Here is a 19649-nt window from a genome sequence, read left to right as displayed (position 1 = left end):
TCATGTCAAAAATGCGTACCCTGTTACTTACCACCGGCCTGCTGCTGACTGCACAGACCGGTATGGCCCGCGAAATTAATATTCCGGTGCCCATGGAGTACGGTTTAATCAAAAGTGTGCTGGTCAGCGAGCTCTATGACGGCCCGAATGAATCGGTAAGAGCCTGGAAAGACGGCAAGCAATGCAGCTTTTTGGATCTGGACCATCCGCAAATCAGCGGCGAGCAAGGCCAGGTCAAAATTCAGAACAATGTACAAGCCCGCGTGGGTACCGCGCTGGGCGGCAAATGCATGACCTTGATCGAATGGTCGGGCATTTTGCAAACCCTGCAACAGCCGACATTGGATGCCTCCGGTAATGTGCTGAGCTTCCCGGTCACCCAACTGAATGCGTTTGATCGCAACGGCCAGCCGTTGAATATCGCCCAATTGCAATCGCTGATCAAAAAAGCCGCCGAGCCCAAACTGGCCGCCCTGAAAATCGACTTAAACCAATCCCGCCCGGACATTACGAAAACCCTGCTCCCCTTCATCGCCGCCGACGATAGCGAGGAGTTGCACGACACCATCAACAGCCTGCGCTTCAATCAGGTCAAAGCCGATGAGAAAGGTATTTTAATCAACGTGGGCTACACCGCTACCAACCAAAATGCCGGCGGCTTAAAAGCGGCCCCGGTATTGAACGAAGCGGAATTGAACCAATGGCGCAAGCTCTGGCAAGGTTGGCAGATGTCTTTGGAAAAGAATATTGAGAAAGCCCCTATCGCCACCAACGCTGACGCCAGCCGGGCAAGCTTGCGCGATGTCCTGCAAAAAGCCGGCGTCGCCTTTGAACAAGGTCTGACTGCGGAATATGTGGCGGAAAACGATCCGGTGCGTAAGTTCTTCAACAGTTCCTGGGACGTGCTAGCCCCGCTACTACGTGACGCTTCAACCCAGTTACCGGGTAATAGCAGCCTGCGCTATGTGACGCTGATTGCCGCGACGGACTTGATGTACGAGTTGGAATCGATAGGCTCGCCACTTGGGCTGGAAGTATCCTCCAACGGCTTGCGGAAGCTGGCCCGTTCGCTGATCGCCCACGAAAATCCCAAAGGCAAGACCAAAACCAAACGCAAAGGTTAAATCAAGCGGGCTTGCCCCATATAAAAACAGGGATACCGGCCACAAGACCGGTATCCCTGTTTTTTTAGGTATAGCCGAATCTAAACTGCGCCCGCGGAGTATGGCCCTAAAGGGTCGGCGCCCAAAGTACCCACCAAAGACTGCAAATATTCCGGCGAGGCCAGTTCCACCAGTTTCTGTTGCGCCTGCCTATGCCGTTCGACCAACTTCAGCTCGTCGATCAAAGTCTGGTGACTGCTTTCGTGCAAGAACCTGCCCAAATAATCGACATGCCGTTGCCATAACGCGATGTCGCGCTGCTGCTTGATCCGCAGCCGTTCCTGATACCAATCCGAAGCCAACAAGTAATCGCGGGTAAACATCGCCCGTATCTCCGGATGATGCGCATCCTTACCCTGATAATGACCATCGGCCATGATATGCAGCAAAGCATACAGCGGCGGACAGGCGTCTTCTATACTGCCGTCATCAAGATATTGCTGGGCCACGCGCTGCTGGGTTTCGACGATATTGTTGATGCCGTCGACAAACACCTCCAGATCCTGGCGCTCGGGCTGCAAAATCTCGTCGGTAAAAACCGCATACGGGTTATCGAAGATCTTACCCATCAAGCCGTGCACGAAATGACTGGTGATGCGATAACCCAAACGGCTGGCCAAGACAATTTGGCCCTTGTGTTCAAAATCGGTTAACGGTTCCAGATAGCCATGTTCCAACAAAAATGCCGGGTGGCGCTCTTCGCGCGACAGCCGCGCCCAAATCTCCGGAATCAACAAACTAATATCGTGATCGACGCGGGTATCCGGACCGATAAAACCAGCCGAACTGGAAAAACCGGGATAACCGGTCAAAATGAACGAGACCAGGGCATTGTTCAAATCGGCGGTACCGCGCAAGGCATTGAACGGCCCTTTAGTCAGCGCCCCCTCACTACCCGCTCCGGTAGTAGACGGCGATTTGCCGGTCAAGGAACAGACAAAATCCATAAACAGTTCAGGCAACTCTTGATAATGAATCGGATTGTAAACCGCCAGCGCGCGGATGCCCGGTTCGGGCGGATTGTTGCGGCGACCGGTCAACACCGCGTCCACCGGATGACAGAGCGGTTGATTGAGCGGAATCTTGCGATGTAAACGCGCGCCCACTTCGGCCACGTATTTCCGTAAGGGTTTCACCACATCGACACGGGTTTCCAGGTAGCGCGGGTTTTTCGACGGTTTGCCGTTCACCAAACGCGGATGCGCGGAACACACCACATAGCCTTTCCCGTCCTGGTAAGCATCGCTCAATAGCTTTTGCATGGGCGCGGTGAATTTGGAAAAAGTCATCACGTCTTCTACGATCGCCGACAATTGCTCGTGGTCCAAGGGCTCAAAATTGGCCATGAAATTGCCGGGTGCGGACATGTTCTGCTCGGTCTGCTTGTCGTAACCCGGAATAATCGCATCGTCCGGGCGTTGAAACAGTCGATATTCGCAGTTGCTGACCAACTTCAAACTCATTTCATAGCCATCGTCAGGCAGACAGGCTCGCACTGCTTGCTTCGGCACCACGACCGAAGCGCTGATGTCGTCTTCCATCTGCACTTTCTCGCAGGCGATATAGTCTTGCCGTACCTTGAAAGTGCGCCAGCCGCCGTCCAGATCAAAACCTACCCGCAAATAGGTAGCAACGATCTTACGCTGATTCAGTTTCAGCTCATGCCCGGGCGCACCGTCAATCACGTCCACCGATAAATTATCGCGCCAATTGTTACCCCATTCAGGGCGGTAAAAACGCTTGATCAAAAACACCAAAGCCAGGATGCTGGGCGGGATGGATCGCAGCCAATCATTGAACTCCGGAAGGTGATTGGGAGAAGGCGTCAACAACTTAATCACGGAACCCAGACTGCGTTCCTGACTGAGCACGGTGCGGCTAGGACCATGGTCATCGCGTTCGAAACCCGGCAAGAAGCGGCCGGTATAATCCTTATCGAAAATCGCCTGCACCCGGTCCAGATCGTGCTGCAAATCGTCCACGAACAACGGGCCGTAGATTGCCGCGTCTTCAATGGATTTGGAAATTTCCGATTTGCCGCCGCCGGACACCGTACAGGGCTTATGACAAAACGTGCCTTCCGCGACAGTGCCGATCAAACGCCAGGACGGCGCACCGGGGTGCTTGCACATCTCGATTTTATAACCGTTGGGCTGCACGTATATTTTGCCCGGTTGCAAGCGAATGCTATGGCTTTGGCCGTTTCTGATCCAGGTAATTTTCTGCGTTGCCAGACTCATCCGCAAATCCTGCGGCACATAAATAATCTCCGGAAAATGCCTGTCCACCGCATAACCTTCCGGATGCACATCCATGATCGCGCCGTAGTGATAGGTCATCTCGTCAAAATCATAGCCCGGTTCGCGGGTCAGACTGCCAATGCCAAATTCATCACCGTGATTGACGCGACGAAATGCCAACGCGCCGCCGGCATGCTCCTCTTCTGCCAAACCGAACAAATTGGCGGCATAGCTGATCTGGGTTTTGACTTCCTTTTTGCAATAACCGTAGTAGTTATCGGCCAGTAGGGTGACGATCACGCCGCCGCTATCACGCGCAGTTAATTTAAACGCCTGACCGTCGTTATACAGTTCTTCGGGATCTTGCCAGCACATGCCATCGGCGCGTTGCCGTTCGGTGGCCTCGTCCCAATGAGGCAGCCCCAACTGCTTTTTAGTGAGCTTGGTTAAATGCGGGGCCAGAATCACGCAGCCGCTGTGGCCTGACCAATGCTCGACATCCAGGGCCGCATCGCATTCCGGCAAGGCAGGATTGCCGCCGTTGCCGAAGATGCTCTCAACAAAGTCCAGATTGCTGACCAGATTGCCCGGCGCAAAAAAACGGATTTCCATGGACTTTTCGGCGGCAACACCCGGGATTTCCGGACAGACTACCGGCCGCATCAATAATGAAGCAAACATGCGTGCCGGCTTGGGCTGGTGAGCGGTAAACGGCAGCACCATCAAATCGTCGGGTGGGTTCAAAGCCTCACCCAGCATCAAGGCAAAAGTCAGCTTGGGTACCTGCTTCTTATCGCCGGGGACGGGTAGACCGCCTTCCGCAACATGAAACGAGCCTTGCGTGGTACGCCGGTCGCTGGCTGGATTGTGCAAAATGCCTTGCTTCACCCGAAAGCTGGAGACGATTTCGGAACGAAATTCATCCTCGCCCAAAGGCAACGATAATTCACGCGCCACGCCGTGCTTATCCAACTCGAAAGTCATCGTCGGCAAGCTGGGGATTTTTGCAAAGCCCAGATCCGCGCAATAGCGCTCCAGGAAATCTTGAATCCGTCTATCGGCGGGATAAAGGGAGGAACTGGCCAACAAGCGGCTTTTTTCCAGATAGCTATTCAGCAAGTCCTGAGCGGTATCCATAAACTGCGCCGACTCGGTATCGATACACGTCGGCTGCCCGCATGAAGCCAGTTTCAGATTGATATAAAGATGCAACTGTTGCTTAACAGCTTGCTCGTCTTGCCCCACCGCCCCCAGACCCAGTGCCCTTAGCTTATCCATAATCCTCCCCCTTTAGTTTTAGAAAACGATGCTTCCATGATATAGCAAACTTGGGGGTTTGGGTCAGTAGCAATCCAAGCAGCGCGCCCTTGACGCAGAGCGATTGCGCTCAACCAAGCGGGTGCTCAGCGCTGCAGAGGCCTGGCTGGTGAAAATCTTCCTGTCGGCAATAATGTCAATTTTTCTCGGCTTCGGCCTCGCCAAGACTATTTAAAAACCACATGGCCGCGATTTGCTGGTGTAAATCGTCGAACTTCGCTTGCAAGCCGTCCAGCACTTGATGCAATTGCTCCGGGGTAGTCTGCTTAATCTCAATGGCGAGTACCTGCTGTTCCAATTGTTCCAGCTGCGGGAATAGTTCGACAGCATGCGGCAAGCGTTTGATGCAATGCGTAATCTCCTCGATGCAATGCAGCACGGCCCTGGGAAAATCCGGATTTTTTAACAGATAGTTCAAAACATCCTCACCTTTAATTCGGTTGCGGACGTGTTTGCGATACATCAAGACCGCACTCAAGGACTTCAAAACGTTGATCCACAGGATGGTCTCGTACTCGCGCATTTTGGTGCTGCGATTTTCCGCCAACAATACGGTGCCGAAATCCATGATCCGGCTGGTCATATCGGCCCGTTCCAAATTGCGGCCGATACAGATAAACCGGGCACTGTCGCTGCTACTCATAGACCCGGCCATAAAACCAGTAAAGCGCTGGCACCCAGCCATGATTTCCTGCAAGAACAGCGCACGCCCCCGCCGATTGGACAAGCTATCCAGATTGTTATTAGCGTACAGATACATTTCGTTGACCTGCTGCCAGGCCTCATCGGGCATCAGCTCGCGGCTGGTACGGATATTCTCGCGAGCAAACGACAACGACGCCAATAAGGAGCCGGGATTGCTCATATCGGCTAATAAAAACCGGGTGGTATTCTGCTCGCTGGGATTTTTAAAGCGTTGATAAAACGCCTCTTCGACGCCGCAAATATTTAATAAATTGCGCCAGCCTAATTCCACACCATACGGCAAGTCGTAGATCAAATGCATCGTGGCGCTGATCAGGCGGGCGGTGTTTTCGGTGCGCTCCAGATAACGGGCCATCCAGTACAAACGTTCGGCGGATCGCGATAACATCTTATTGCTCCCTGTTGATAATCCAAGTGTCTTTACTGCCGCCGCCCTGCGATGAATTCACCACCAGCGAACCGGCCCTGAGCGCCACGCGGGTCAAGCCGCCAGCGGTGACAAAGCCGTTCTCACCTTGCAGGATGAAGGGGCGCAAGTCGATGTGCCTGGGCTCCAGACTATCACCGCACAAGGTCGGGCAGGTTGATAAAGCCAAAGTTGGCTGGGCGATGTAATTACGCGGATTGTTTTTAATCAGTTTATGAAATTGCTTGATTTCCTTTTGGCTGGCGTGCGGGCCGACCAACATGCCATAGCCGCCGGACTCGTTGGCCGGTTTTACCACCAGCTCCGGCAAATGCGCCAGCACGTAGGCGCATTGTTCCGGATCGCTACAGAGATAAGTCGGCACGTTCGGCAAAACCGGCTCTTCGTTCAGATAGTAGCGAATCATTTCCGGCACGTAGGCATACACCACCTTGTCGTCCGCTACCCCCGCGCCCGGCGCATTAGCCAGCGCCACATTGCCGGCTTTCCAGGCCCGCATCAAGCCCTTCACGCCCAATACCGAATCCTTATGAAAGACTTCAGGATCGAGAAACAGATCATCAATGCGCCGGTAAATCACATCGACTTTTTCCAGACCCTTGATGGTACGCATATAAACACAATCGTCATCCTTGACCAGCAAGTCGCCGCCTTCCACCAGTTCCGCACCCATTTGTTGCGCCAGGAAAGCGTGTTCGAAATAGGCCGAGTTATAAATACCGGGCGTCAAGACGGCAATTTGCGGGGTGTCATCGGTATCCGGTGCCAGTGACGCCAGCATTTCGAACAACTGGGTCGGATAATCGTCCACCGGCAGAATATTCAGATTTTCCAACAACTCCGGAAAGATCCGTTTGGTAATTACCCGGTTTTCGATCATGTACGACACGCCGGATGGCACCCGCAAATTGTCTTCCAGCACATACAGCTTGCCGTCGCCAGCCCGCACCAGATCGCTGCCGCAAATATTGGCCCATGTGCCGAATTTGGGCTGCATGCCCAAACATTCCTTACGAAAATTGCTGGAACTGTTGATCAAATCAGCAGGCACCAAACCATCCTTGATAATCTGCTGCTGGTTATAAACATCGTTGATAAAGCAATTCAAAGCTTTCAGACGCTGTTTCAGACCTGCTTCCACGGCTTGCCATTCCTGAAAATCGATCAGCCTGGGAATGATGTCGAAAGGCCAAGCTCTATCGATATTGCCTTCGTCGCTGTAGACGGTGAAGGTGATGCCCATCTCCATGATGGCCGCCTCCGCCGCCGACAACCGGCCCTTAATTGCATCCATGCCCAAAGATTGTAAGTATTGACTCAAACTGGCGCAGGTATCACGCGGCTTGCCGCCCGCAGCAATCATCTCGTCGTAAGCCTTATCGGCGCTGTAATCCGCCCAAATTGTCGAAGTAACCATGCTGTATGCATCCGTGATATTTGCTTTTATGGTGCAAGTCCGCGCGAAATTGGTGCAAAAACGACCGCACCATTTCAACGCAAACCGGTTCTAATGATTTACCCGATATAAAGCAATAGCAATGCCAAGTTGCGCGCCTACGGCTATCACTTGCTCGGCCGTGACCGACTTATCGCGCCTTAGCACTGGCAAATACCCTTTAGTTCAGAAGCTTGAAGAAAGCCAATGCTTTATATTAAGCGACTCTAGGCGGAGCCACCGAATCCAAAAGATCTATGCCGCACTCCGCTCTTTCTGATCGTAACGGCATGCTTTTTGCGAGTTTCTTAGACTACGCATTATCCAAAGTCTCGTCAGAATCGGCATCTGCAATAAAAACCAGCTTAGAAAACATAAAAAAAACGAGATTAGCTTTGATCAATTGCGCTATACCCGGTAAACCGGCAAACTAAACCTATGAAAACCTTAAGCACACCAGAAGCTTTCGCGCCGGGATACCGCCTCGATAAGGGGGCCCACGACGAAATGCTGGACGAGACGGGCCGGGTTAGACCGCATTGGGCCCACCTGATGCAGGCGTTGCAACAGCTTGGCCCCCGCGAAGTCGGCGAACGCCACCAGGAAGCGCTAAGACTGCTGCGCGAAAACGGCGTCACCTACAACGTTTATGACGACCCGGACGGTATTAACCGCCCTTGGCAACTCGACCCGATACCGCTATTGCTTTCCGGCGACGAGTGGTTTGACATTGAAGCCGGACTGCTGCAACGCGCCGAACTGTTGAATCTGATTTTGGCCGACCTGTACGGCCCGCGCCAGCTGATCAAGAAAAATCTGTTGCCACTGGAACTGATCTACAACCACGGCGGCTTTCTGCGCGTTTGTGATCAAGTAAGCTTGCCCGGCCAGCATCAGTTGGTATTGTGCGCCGCCGACCTGGCCCGCGGCCCGGACAAAAAAATGTGGGTACTGGGTGATCGTACGCAAGCGCCATCCGGTGCCGGTTATGCGTTGGAAAACCGCTTGGCCATGTCACGGGTGTTGCCCAGCTTGTTCCGCGACACTCATGTCCATCGTTTGGCGCGTTTCTTTCAATCCCTGCGCGCCGGCCTGAATGCCGTCGCCCCCGGCGACGCCGATACCCCGCGCGTGGTGGTACTGACGCCCGGCCCTTTGAACGAAACTTTCTTCGAACACGCCTATCTGGCCTCCTATCTGGGTTATCCGCTGGTACAGGGCGACGACCTGACGATTCGCGACGGCTATGTCTGGCTTAAATCGCTGGTCGGCTTGCAGCGGGTGGATGTGATCTTGCGTCGGGTTGACGACAATTACTGCGACCCGCTGGAACTGCGCGAAGACTCGCGGCTAGGCGTCCCCGGCCTGTTGGAAGTGGTCAGGCGCGGCAATGTGGCGATTGCCAACCCGCTAGGTAGCGGCATATTGGAAAATCCCGGCATCATGCCGTTCCTGCCGGGCATCGCCAAATACTTCCTGGGTCAAACCCTAAAGCTAAATTCGATCGCCACCTGGTGGTGCGGCCAAGCCCGCGAGTTAAATTACGTCCTCGCCAATCTGGAACGCCTGGTCATCAAACCGATCTACCGCAAACCCGGCGAACGTTCGGTGTTCGGCCATCAGCTGAGCCGTGCACAACTCGCTGATTGGCGCGCGCGCATCAAGGCCCGCCCGGCGCTTTACGTCGGCCAGGAATACGAGAGCTTTTCCACCGTGCCGGCGCTGGTGGCGGGCGGCTACGAACCGCGCCAAACCGTGCTGCGCTGCTTCATGGTGGCGCGGGCGGACGGTTATACGCTGATGCCTGGCGGTTTGAGTCGCAGCGCACCGCAATACGGCAATATGATGATCAGTAATCAAACCGGCGGCATCAGTAAAGATACCTGGGTGGTTGCCACGGAACCGCAGCATCCGGCCATTCCGGCCAAGCGCAGCAGCAGTCTGGCCGGCCACGGCAATGCCTTGCCCAGCCGCGCCGCAGACAATATTTTCTGGGTGGGCCGCAACGCTGAACGTGCGGAAGGCGGGGTACGTTTGTTGCGCGCCACGATCAAAAAGCTGTTCAGCAACCCTGACCGCGATAGCCCGGACTATCAGCTCAGCCTGGAAACCCTGCTGCGTTGCGTCACCAGCATGACCGGCACCTACCCCGGTTTTTTTGCCGAGGATAACGAAAGTTTGTTGCAGTCGCCGGAAGCCGAATTACTGGCAGTGGTCGCCGACGAAAGCCGAGCAGGCAGCCTGGCCAACACGGTAAACAGGATGATCCAATCCGGCTATGCGGTACGCGATTTATGGTCGTCGGATACCTGGCGGGTCATTGACGAAATCGAGGAACAGGTTTCCGAAGCGCGCCGCCTGGGCAAAATCGGTTTGTGGTCGATGCAGGAGCAAATGGATCAGCTAATCACCACGCTCTCCGCATTCAGCGGTCTGGTGATGGAGAGCATGACGCGCGGCAACGGCTGGCTGTTTCTGGACATCGGCCGGCGCCTGGAGCGCGGCTTGCAGTTGGTATCGGTATTGAGAACCGCGTTTGCGATGCCGCAAAGCGAAGCGGCGGAAACCCGCTTGCTGGAATCCCTGCTGGACACCAGCGACAACCTGATTTGCTACCGCCAACATTATCGTAGCAACCTGGAGTTAGCCTCGTTTTTGGAACTGCTGCTGATGGACCCCAACAATCCCCGCTCACTAGCTTATCAAATCGCTCGTTTGCAGGAGCATGTCGGCAAACTGCCGCGCGAACCCAGTACCCGCCGGATTAGCGCCGAAGAGCGCTTGCTATTAGAGGCTAGTTGTCTGTTGAATATCGCCAATATCGACGACTTATTGAACGTCTCGGAATCCGGGATTCGCGAAGCGCTGGACCAACAACTCAGCAAGATTTACGCCCTATTGGCCGCGTTGTCCGATACTTTGACCGCCAATTATTTCCGCCACGGGGACGCGCCGCAATCGCTGTCCTAAGGGAGTCACCATGCGTTATCGGGTTACCCATACCACTACCTACCGTTACCAACAACCGGTGGGCTTGTCTTACAACGAAGTGCGGATGCAGCCGCGCCCCTGCCCGAATCAGCAACTGCTCAGCTCACAACTGAAAATCACCCCCTTGCCCTGCGACTATCGGACCCGTACCGATTTTTTCGGCAATCAAGTGGCCTGGTTTTCGATTAGGGAGCCGCATCGGGAGTTTGTGGTCACCGCCAGCAGCGAAGTACAGATTTTTCCGCAACCGGTGCAGTTGGATTTCAGCCACGGCATGAGCTGGGAACTGGTCAAGGAAGCGCTCTGGAACGACAGAAGCGAACCACTACTGGAGGCCCGGCAATTTGCCTTGGATTCGCCGTTCATCGCCGCCGACGCCGAGCTGGCCGCTTACGCTCAAGCCTCATTCACACCCGGCAAGGCGCTGATTGAAGCGATACACGATCTGATGCAACGCATTCACCGCGATTTTACCTTCGACCCGGAATTCACCAACCTGGCCACCCCGCTGACCACCGTACTGGAACATCGGCGCGGCGTCTGCCAGGATTTCGCCCATCTGGCCATAGGCTGCATACGCTCGCAAGGCCTGGCGGCCCGCTACGTCAGCGGTTATATCGAAACCCTGCCGCCGCCCGGCAAGAAAAAATTGGTGGGCGCCGACGCCTCGCACGCCTGGTTCTCGGTATATTTACCGGATCTGGGCTGGATGGACTTTGACCCTACCAACAACCAATTGCCGGGGGACAGGCACATCATCGTCGCCTGGGGCCGGGACTATAGCGATGTTACGCCATTGAAAGGGGTGATTTTCGGCGGCCAGAACCACGAATTGAAAGTGGCGGTGGAAGTGGAAAACCTGGGCGCGTAATCCTAACAGGATACCGAAGAAAATCACCCGCATAAAACCACGTTTCATCCGTTAGGAATGCCCGGAAATCCCCGTACTTAGCCCGTGACAAAACCTTGCATTTCGTGAGATAAACCAAGATATTGGGCTTGTCCCTTCACCTGCTTTCAATACATCAAGGTAATCTCTTGCGCCGTTTTTCGACCTTTTCCACAGCAGCACTAGTCCACCTTTTCGGCTTGGCTGTCGCCTACGCACTGGTTGCCAAACTGGTGTTGATGTTTTTCGCCGCCAATCACGTAATATCCGTCATCTGGCCGCCTGGCGGCATCGCACTGGCAGCCTTGCTGCTCGGCGGTAAAAAGCTGTGGCCCGGCGTGTTCCTGGGCGCATTACTTGGCAGTTTGTGGGCAGGCAACCCGCTGGAGCAAGCCTTGCCTATCGCTTGCGGCAATACCGTGGAAGCACTTGTCGGCTGCTATCTGCTGGGCGAGATTCGCAAACTGCAACAGCCGCAAGACTACTTACGCATCCTGTTTGCCGGCGCCTTGGCTTCGGTCATTGCGGCCATAGTGGGTTCCTTAGTTCTGTTACATTTCAACGCAATAACGGCGCAGCAATGGCCGATCAGTCTAGCGCATTGGTGGATGGGCGACGTCTTGGGTATTGCGATTGTCACGCCGCTTATTTTGGTCTGGCGGCAGCCGCCAAGTTTTGACTGGAACCCGTATCAAGTTTGGCGCGCGTTGCTTTATGTCACAACGGCGTTTCTGGCGGGACAAATGATTTTCCTGGAGTGGCCGTGGCATCTTGGCCACTACGGCAAAGCATTTTATATGTTCGCTTTTCTGGTTTACGGCGCACTCTACTTTGGCTTGCATGGCACCTTGTTACTAATCAGCATGGTCATGCTGCAAAGCATATTCGGTGCGATTTTTCAGGTAGGCTTTTTTGCAGCCGACAGCAGTGAGACCGGGCTATTGCTGCAATGGTCGTTTTTGCTGGTGCTGTCCAGCGTCGGCATTTCCCTGGCGCTGGCTATCGAGCGCTACCAGCGCTCAGAACAATTCAGCAAAGCCCTAGGCGATTTCAACAAACACATTCTGCGTTCAGTTCAGGAAGGCGTGATTGTTTACGATCTGCAGGGCGGTATCGAACTCTGGAACCGTTATATGGAAACCCTGACGGGATGGCCGCAAGCCGCTTGCCTGGGAAAATACCCTGTTGAAATATTTCCCTGGCTGGCGCAAACGCCAATTCCTGACGGCATTCAAAAGGCGTTGCAAGGCGAAACGGTCTATCAAACCCCGTTTACCGCAGGCGACGGCCGCTGGATCAGTTCGATGCAAATGCCCATACGCGACGACCAGGAACGGATTGTCGGCGTTATCGAACTGGTTAAAGACGAATCCTTGAACGTCGAGTTCGGCAAATCCCTGTCGGTCAGCGAATTGCGGTTTCAAAGCATCCTGGACAATACCCCCACGGTGATTTACAGCAAAGATCTGCAAGGCCAATACCTGCTGATCAACCGCCAATTTGAAAAACTGTTCGCGGTTGACAATAAGACTGTCAGAGGCAAACGGGATATGGACTTATTTCCGGGCGACGACACCGAACTCCTGGGGAAAAACGATTTAGAGGTCGCCAATAGCGGCCAGGCACAGATTTTTGAAGAAAAGATCACCCATCATGACGGTAATATTCATACGTATTTGTCGCATAAGTTTCCGCTACGTAATGGGCAAGGCGAAATCTACGCGGTATGCGGCATTTCGACGGACATCAGCGAGCGCAAGCTATCGGAAAAATTATTGCAGGAAAGCGAATTGCGCTGGAAATTTGCGCTGGAAAGTGGCGGAGACGGCGTCTGGGATTGGGATTTGACCAACGGTAAAGTGTTTCTGTCGCCACGCTGCATGGAGATTCTGAATTTCAGCGAACAAGACAGAGACAACGATTACCGGAATTGGGAAGCCACGATACACCCGGAAGACAGCGCCCGGATGATGGCCGACTTGCAAACCCATCTGGAAAATCGCAGCTCACGCTTCAGCAACGAACACCGCGTAAAGCACGGCGATAACCAATGGCGCTGGATTTTAACGCGCGGTCTGGTGATCAGCCGCGATGCGCAGGGCAAGGCTTTGCGGATGATCGGCACCCAAACCGACATTACCGAACGCAAACAGCTGCAATGGCTGCAATTGTCCAAGATTGTCGATGGTTCGCCGGAAGCCACGTTTTTAGTTGGCGAAAACGGCCTCATCAAACTCGCCAACCCGCCCGCCGCGAAAGCATTTATCTACACGCTGGATGAGTTGATAGGTCTGAGTGTCGAAGCGCTGGTACCGGAACGGGCCCGCGCCAAGCACCCGGAACAGCGCGCGCGATTTTTACAAGAGAACAAAGCCCGGCCGATGAGCGCCAGCCGCTCCCTAACCGCAATACGCGGCGACGGCACGGAATTTCCGGTCGAAATCAGTTTGACACCTATCGATATAGACAACCGGCGTTACATACTCGTATCCGTTTTGGACATCAGCGAACGCAAGCGGCTAGAACATGAAATGCAGTTGATGGCGATGATTTACCAAGCCATCGGCGAAGCGGTGATGGTCGCGGACACCGACAACCGCATCATCGCGATTAACGAAGCGTTTACCCGCCTGACCGGCTATACCGCGGAAGACGCGATAGGGAAGTCCACCGACATTCTGAAATCCGGCCGCCACGATCCGGATTTTTATCAGACCATGTGGCACTCGCTGTTACAAACCGGCCACTGGCAAGGCGAAATCTGGAATAAACGCAAAAACGGCGATATTTACCAAGAATGGCTGGTGATCAACACCATCTACGGCGAACACGGCGAAGTAGAGCGCCGGGTGGCGATGTTCTCGGAAATTACCGAGCAAAAACATGTCGAACAAACCATCTGGCGCCAAGCCAATTTCGACCCGCTTACCGATTTGGCCAACCGGCGCATGTTCCAGGATCGATTGAACCAGGAAATCAAAAAAGCCCAGCGCGACAAAAACAGTCTGGCGGTCATGCTGCTGGATCTGGACCGTTTCAAGGAAATTAACGACACCCTGGGCCACGGCATGGGCGACGTTTTGCTAAAAGAAACCGCCCGGCGCATTTTGGCTTGCGTACGCAATGTGGATACGGTGGCTCGGCTCGGTGGCGACGAGTTCACCATCATCCTGGGCGAGTTGGACTCGGAAACCAATATAGACCGGGTCGCGCAAGCCATCCTGCACCAGCTTGCCGAACCATTTCGCTTGGGCGATGAATTAGCTTACATTTCGGTCAGCATCGGCATCACCTTCTATCCGCAAGACGCACAGGAAGCCGAACAATTAATCAAAAACGCCGATCAGGCCATGTATTCCGCCAAGCAACAAGGCCGCAACCGCTACAATTTCTTCACCAGCGAGATGGAGCAAACCGCGCAAAACCGGATGCGCCTGACCAGCGACCTGCGCCAAGCGCTGACCAATCAAGAGTTTTGCCTGTTCTATCAACCGATAATCGAACTGAGCAGCCGCAAAATGCATAAAGCCGAAGCACTGATCCGCTGGCAACATCCCACGCGCGGCATGATCAGCCCGGCGGAATTTATTCCGTTGGCGGAAGAGACCGGCCTGATAGTGGAGATTGGCGACTGGGTATTTCGGATGGCGGCAAAGCAGGTTGCCGAATGGCGTGCCCAATTTCTCCCGGATTTGCAACTGGGTATTAACAAGTCGCCGGTGCAATTTACCCGCAGCAATCTGGGCGACAGCAAATGGATAGACTATTTGCATGAGCTGGGCTTATCCGGCCAATGTGTCGTCATCGAAATTACTGAAAGCCTATTGCTGGATGTCGACAATATTGTCCGCGACCATTTATTTGCTTACCGAGATGCCGGCATCCAGGTGGCTATTGACGATTTCGGCACCGGCTATTCGTCACTGTCTTATCTAAAAAAATTCGACATCGATTATCTGAAGATAGACCAGAGTTTCGTACGCAATCTGGAAGCCGATTCCAGCGACCTGGCGCTGTGCGAAGCGATTATTGTGATGGCGCATAAACTGGGCTTGAAAGTGATAGCCGAAGGCATCGAAACCGCGCAGCAACTGGAATTGCTGACTGCCGCCGGCTGTGACTACGGCCAAGGCTATTTGTTTTCCAAACCACTGCCTGCTGCTGAGTTTGTGCGGCTGTTCGATACGAAAAATCAGCAGCCAGCGTCCGTCTCAAGGGCAACAACACCGGCAAAACCAGCCGGACGCGGCGATTCCAGTATTTCTAAATTGTTCGGTTCGGACAAATAAACGGCAGGCGGGAATGCACACACGTTTTTAGAATGAACGCATTCGGCAATCTGCGGCCGAAAGCCTCATACTTTTATCAGAATACCTATTTGAAACGGAGCTTTTATGCTGATCCACAAACTGTCTTTTCCGATTATTTTACTGAGCGCCGCCGCGCTATTTCAGCAAGCGGCATACGCTCAAGACGCGCCCAGCCCACAGCAAGCGCTACAGAACTTCGGCATCGGCACCGCGCAAATCCCACCATTGGAACGCGGCGAAATCATCGCTTACGACGTCAGCGAAACCAGCCAAAAAGAACTCGCTATTGGCGTAGCGATGATCATCCCGGTCGGCTTGCCGCAACTGGCCGATTACATCAAAAAGGGCAAACTCAATGCCGGCGAGAGCGACATCGTCGCCACCGGCATGCTGGGCGATAACGCCAGCGTCGATAGTTTTAAGAAATTTGCGTTTACCGAAAAGCAAGTTGACGAAGCCAAAGCCTTTCTGGAAGCGGAACCGGGCGACGAATTCAACCTCTCCAAAGCCGAACTGGACAGTTTGAAAAGCCTGCAAGCCGGGCTGGAAGATGCCGATAATAAAACCTTGCTGAAAACCGCCAATCAAAAATACCGCGAATTTTTACTGCAACGCCTGCAAGCCTATAAAAAAAGCGGCTTGGCCGGTATTGCCCCCTACAGCCGTGATGGCGGCACAGCCGACCCGGCCGCGGAACTGCGCAACGACGCGGTGAACAGCAAAGCCTGGGCGCGTTACTTTCCGGAATTGCAACAAGCCTGGTTAAACTATCCTGCCGCATTGCCGGCCAATACCAGCGAACAGTTTTTGTGGTTGAATCGGCGCGTGGAAGACCGCCCCACCGCCGTACTTAATCATCGTGTCGTCGCCATCGGCGAAGGCGGCGGCCTTATCGTTTCCCGGCAGTTTTACGTCGGCCACTCCTACAACTCCAGCCACGTAGTCGCCGGCGGCCTACCTTATAAAGGCGGCACGCTGGTGTTTTATTCCATCCGCAGCTCCACCGATCAAGTTGCGGGCATGGGCAGTAGCCTGAAGCACTCGATAGGCCGCGAACAGATGAAAAAAGAAATGATCAAGCGCCTGCAACGGCTGAATAAAGACATGAAACTCAAACCTGCGGCAGTGGCCAGCGAAGAGTAATGTCGATAACCACATGCAACGGCGTGTAGCGCAAGCCCAATCAGATACTAGTATTAAGCTTGATTGTCTTGCGGATTGCCCCCATCCTGGTAAATATCCCTATAACCTTATTCCCCAAAGCTACTGAATCTTAGATGAATATAAAACACAAAGCCCACCCCTGGCATGGTATCTCGCCCGGCGACAACACCCCGGACATCGTGACCGCCTTCATAGAAATCGTACCGTCCGACACGGTGAAATACGAAATCGACAAAGACAGCGGCTATTTGAAAATCGACCGGCCGCAAAAATTCTCCAACATGATCCCCACCCTTTACGGCTTTATTCCGCGCAGTTATTGCGCAGAAAAAATCGCCGAATATGCCGCCGCGCGATCCGGCAAACCGGTCAGCAAGGGCGACGGCGACCCCTTGGATATTTGTGTATTGAGCGAACGCAGCGTGACTCACGGCGACATCCTGTTACAAGCCATTCCCATCGGCGGCTTCCGTTTACTGGACGGCGGCGAGGCCGACGACAAGATCATCGCGGTGATGAAAGGCGACGAATTCTACCGGCAATGGCGCGACGTCTCCGACTGCCCGGAATCGTACATCAACCGATTGAAACACTACTTCCTGACTTACAAACACCTACCCAGCGAAAAAAGTGTCTGCGAAATTACCCACGTCTACGGCCGCGAAGAAGCACATGAAGTCATCAAACGCGCAATCGCGGATTATCAATACCATTTTGGCTGCCAGGACGACGAGTAGGCTTGTTTGGGAATGGATGCGCTGAGTTGTTTGCAGCGCATCCAGGCTGATTAATACATTTTCCAGGCTCCTCTAACGACAAGCAACACAGACTCATCACAGGCTAAACTAAGTTAACTTGGTTTACTGGAGCTCATCGTGCAAACCGTCAACATCCACGAAGCAAAAACTCACTTATCTCGATTGGTTGAACAAGCCGCCAAAGGCGAACCGTTCGTGATTGCCAAGGCGGGTAAACAGCTCGTCAAAGTTTCCGCGCTGGACAGCCCAACGGGCTATCAAATGCGACGTTTGGGGTTCCTGAGCGGATATATCAAAGTGCCTGACGATTTCGACAGAATGGGCCGTGAAGAGATTGGGCAGTTATTCGGCGCGGACGATGAAACTACTGCTTGATACCCATCTGCTGCTTTGGGCGGCTGGCTCGCCAAATTTGCTACCCGAACAAGCTCGCCGGATGCTGGAAGATATGCAAAACCAGCTATTTTTCAGTGCTGCCAGCCTCTGGGAAATCGCCATCAAACGCGACCTCGGCCGTGACGATTTTCAAGTAGACGCAAGAGTGCTGCGGCGCGGTTTGCTGGACAACGGCTATACCGAAATCCCCATCGGCAGCGATCACGCGGTTTTCATCGAAAGTCTACCACCCATCCACAAAGACCCGTTCGGCCGTATCCTGGTTGCGTAAGCCAACGTAGAAAGCATAACGCTTTTAACTGCCGATGCGCTGGTTGCAAAATTCCGGGGCCGGTCAGGTTAGTTTGATACTCAAAAACTTTATTTTTTTGGCCGGAATATACGGAAGCATTTCTGGACTACCTGCTAATCTCAACGCAATTTTGAATCCGCCTAGGGACCAAGCGGAGTTTAATCCAGCGATACCAACACGAGTATTGTGTATCTCCAAAGCATCAGTCCAAATCAAGTGAGGATTGCCAGGTAAAAGATGTAAAAGGTTATAACTGGTAAGAAAGTTCCGATAATTCAACAGCCTTTCCATAAACCTTTGCCATTGCTTATTTTCATCCCTCATCATCGTAATTACATCGTCGAGTTTGAGATTTGGTTGGCGTATCCATGCTGTTTGATCTGGAGTAATTTCGTTTCGATCTACATCATGATTGCCAGGTACCAAATAAAGACTGCGAATTGGAATTTCTGGAATAAAAGCCTTGCGAATAGCGTCCAGAAAATCACGGACTAGCAGGTATTGGTCGTCCATGCTTTCGCCCGAAACTGCCCCGAAAACCAAATCGCCAGTGAAAAATATAAGGTCTGGACGCAAACCATGTTCTATTTGCATTTGCTTCAAATCACAGACAAGTGCGTCGGTGATTTGTCGTGAATCCCAGCCATCACGTTGGCGGGCATGAAAATCGGAAAGGTGTAACCAAGTCAGTTTGCGAGACATTTTGATCCGTCAAAGAAGTTAGCCATGAGCTCAGCCAAACTCATCCAGGTCATTTACACCAACCGGAAAACGTATATACTTCACGTAACTACATTTTACATATGGAGTGCCCTATGACCTATGCCCGTATTTTCCAATCCGGCAATAGCCAGGCAGTGCGGCTACCCAAGGAATTTCGCTTCAATACTGACCGAGTGGAAATTTTCCGCCGGGGCGATGAAATCGTATTGCGGGAAACGCCCGCCAACGCCGCCGCGATATTCGACGCCTTAGCAGCATTGCCCGACGACTTAATGAGCGACGGCCGCGAAGATGCGCCGCCCCAGGATCGTGAGGCGCTTTGATGAGCGCTCACTATCTGCTCGATACCAATATCTGCATTTATATTGCCAAATACAATCCGCCCGCGGTGCGCGAGCGTTTTGCTCGCCATGCAGCCGATGAATTGGCAATGTCTGTAATAACCTTGGGCGAGTTGCGTTTCGGCGCGGAGAAAAGTCAGGCCAGGGAAAGGGCGTTAGCCGGCATTAACGAACTTAACGGTTTGATTCCGGTATATGGCTTGCCGGAAGCAGCTGGCGAGCATTACGGACAGATACGTGCGGCGCTGCAAAAGATCGGGCAACCCATCGGCAATAACGATTTATGGTTGGCGGCTCACGCCAGATCGGAAGGCTGGATTTTGGTCACCAACAACGAACGCGAATTTGTGCGAGTGCCGGGGTTGCAAGTAGACAACTGGGTAAACTCATCTGGCTGAACACCTAAGCAAGCGCCTCAGGCAATGGTTTAGTCTGGACTCCAAACATCATCCAGCGTCTATTGACTAATTTTCGTTCATCCTATTCAACTTGTATGAG

At 53.5% G+C, this 19649-nt stretch carries 14 protein-coding genes; 10 read left to right on the top strand and 4 right to left on the bottom strand.

Going from position 1 to position 19649, the window contains the following annotated elements:
• Positions 1-2 precede the first annotated feature (2 nt).
• Positions 3-1124, top strand: a complete 1122-nt coding sequence (locus JL719_RS04060) for a hypothetical protein (protein ID WP_033156093.1) — start codon at positions 3-5, stop codon at positions 1122-1124.
• Positions 1125-1204: 80 nt separating this feature from the next.
• Here JL719_RS04060 and JL719_RS04055 read toward each other — a convergent pair whose 3' ends face one another.
• From JL719_RS04055 to JL719_RS04045, 3 genes are all read right to left on the bottom strand, one after another.
• Positions 1205-4681 (bottom strand): PPi-type phosphoenolpyruvate carboxykinase family protein, encoded by a 3477-nt coding sequence (locus JL719_RS04055; protein WP_033156092.1) that lies wholly within the window; start codon positions 4679-4681, stop codon positions 1205-1207.
• A 175-nt stretch (positions 4682-4856) separates the two neighbouring features.
• On the bottom strand, positions 4857-5813 hold the full coding sequence (locus tag JL719_RS04050; protein WP_033156091.1) for an alpha-E domain-containing protein: 957 nt from the start codon (positions 5811-5813) through the stop codon (positions 4857-4859).
• A 1-nt stretch (position 5814) separates the two neighbouring features.
• Positions 5815-7269, bottom strand: coding sequence for a circularly permuted type 2 ATP-grasp protein (locus JL719_RS04045; protein WP_051669831.1), 1455 nt, complete (start codon positions 7267-7269; stop codon positions 5815-5817).
• Between the two features lie 456 nt (positions 7270-7725).
• On the opposite strand from JL719_RS04045, the gene JL719_RS04040 reads away from it, so the two are divergent.
• From JL719_RS04040 to JL719_RS04010, 7 genes are all read left to right on the top strand, one after another.
• Positions 7726-10257 (top strand): circularly permuted type 2 ATP-grasp protein, encoded by a 2532-nt coding sequence (locus JL719_RS04040; RefSeq protein ID WP_033156090.1) that lies wholly within the window; start codon positions 7726-7728, stop codon positions 10255-10257.
• Positions 10258-10267: 10 nt separating this feature from the next.
• Positions 10268-11149, top strand: coding sequence for a transglutaminase family protein (locus JL719_RS04035; protein ID WP_033156089.1), 882 nt, complete (start codon positions 10268-10270; stop codon positions 11147-11149).
• Positions 11150-11316: 167 nt separating this feature from the next.
• Complete coding sequence (locus JL719_RS04030) at positions 11317-15456, top strand: EAL domain-containing protein (protein ID WP_129871342.1); 4140 nt, start codon at positions 11317-11319, stop codon at positions 15454-15456.
• A gap of 105 nt (positions 15457-15561) precedes the next feature.
• Positions 15562-16620: a transglycosylase SLT domain-containing protein gene (locus JL719_RS04025; RefSeq protein WP_033156088.1), complete on the top strand. Its 1059-nt coding sequence runs from the start codon at positions 15562-15564 to the stop codon at positions 16618-16620.
• Between the two features lie 134 nt (positions 16621-16754).
• On the top strand, positions 16755-17378 hold the full coding sequence (locus JL719_RS04020) for an inorganic pyrophosphatase (protein ID WP_033156087.1): 624 nt from the start codon (positions 16755-16757) through the stop codon (positions 17376-17378).
• 138 nt (positions 17379-17516) lie between these two features.
• Positions 17517-17774, top strand: coding sequence for a type II toxin-antitoxin system Phd/YefM family antitoxin (locus tag JL719_RS04015; protein WP_033156086.1), 258 nt, complete (start codon positions 17517-17519; stop codon positions 17772-17774).
• On the top strand, positions 17758-18066 hold the full coding sequence (locus tag JL719_RS04010) for a type II toxin-antitoxin system VapC family toxin (protein ID WP_225893017.1): 309 nt from the start codon (positions 17758-17760) through the stop codon (positions 18064-18066). Before JL719_RS04015 ends, JL719_RS04010 begins: the two co-directional genes overlap by 17 nt.
• Before the next feature lie 63 nt (positions 18067-18129).
• Here JL719_RS04010 and JL719_RS04005 read toward each other — a convergent pair whose 3' ends face one another.
• Positions 18130-18789, bottom strand: coding sequence for a metallophosphoesterase family protein (locus tag JL719_RS04005; RefSeq protein ID WP_033156085.1), 660 nt, complete (start codon positions 18787-18789; stop codon positions 18130-18132).
• 113 nt (positions 18790-18902) lie between these two features.
• Here JL719_RS04005 and JL719_RS04000 point away from each other — a divergent pair, with 113 nt between their 5' ends.
• Both JL719_RS04000 and vapC read left to right on the top strand, forming a co-directional pair.
• The gene (locus JL719_RS04000; protein ID WP_033156084.1) at positions 18903-19133 is read left to right on the top strand and encodes an antitoxin; all 231 of its coding nucleotides are present in this window, start codon (positions 18903-18905) and stop codon (positions 19131-19133) included.
• Entirely contained in the window at positions 19133-19549 is a 417-nt protein-coding gene (vapC, locus tag JL719_RS03995) for a type II toxin-antitoxin system tRNA(fMet)-specific endonuclease VapC (protein ID WP_033156083.1), read from the top strand. Before JL719_RS04000 ends, vapC begins: the two co-directional genes overlap by 1 nt.
• Positions 19550-19649: the final 100 nt, after the last annotated feature.

The sequence above is a fragment of the Methylomonas sp. LW13 genome, from assembly GCF_016865255.1.
GTDB lineage: Bacteria > Pseudomonadota > Gammaproteobacteria > Methylococcales > Methylomonadaceae > Methylomonas.
Note: the sequence above shows the minus strand (reverse complement) of the source record. Positions and strands in the feature narration are given on the sequence as shown.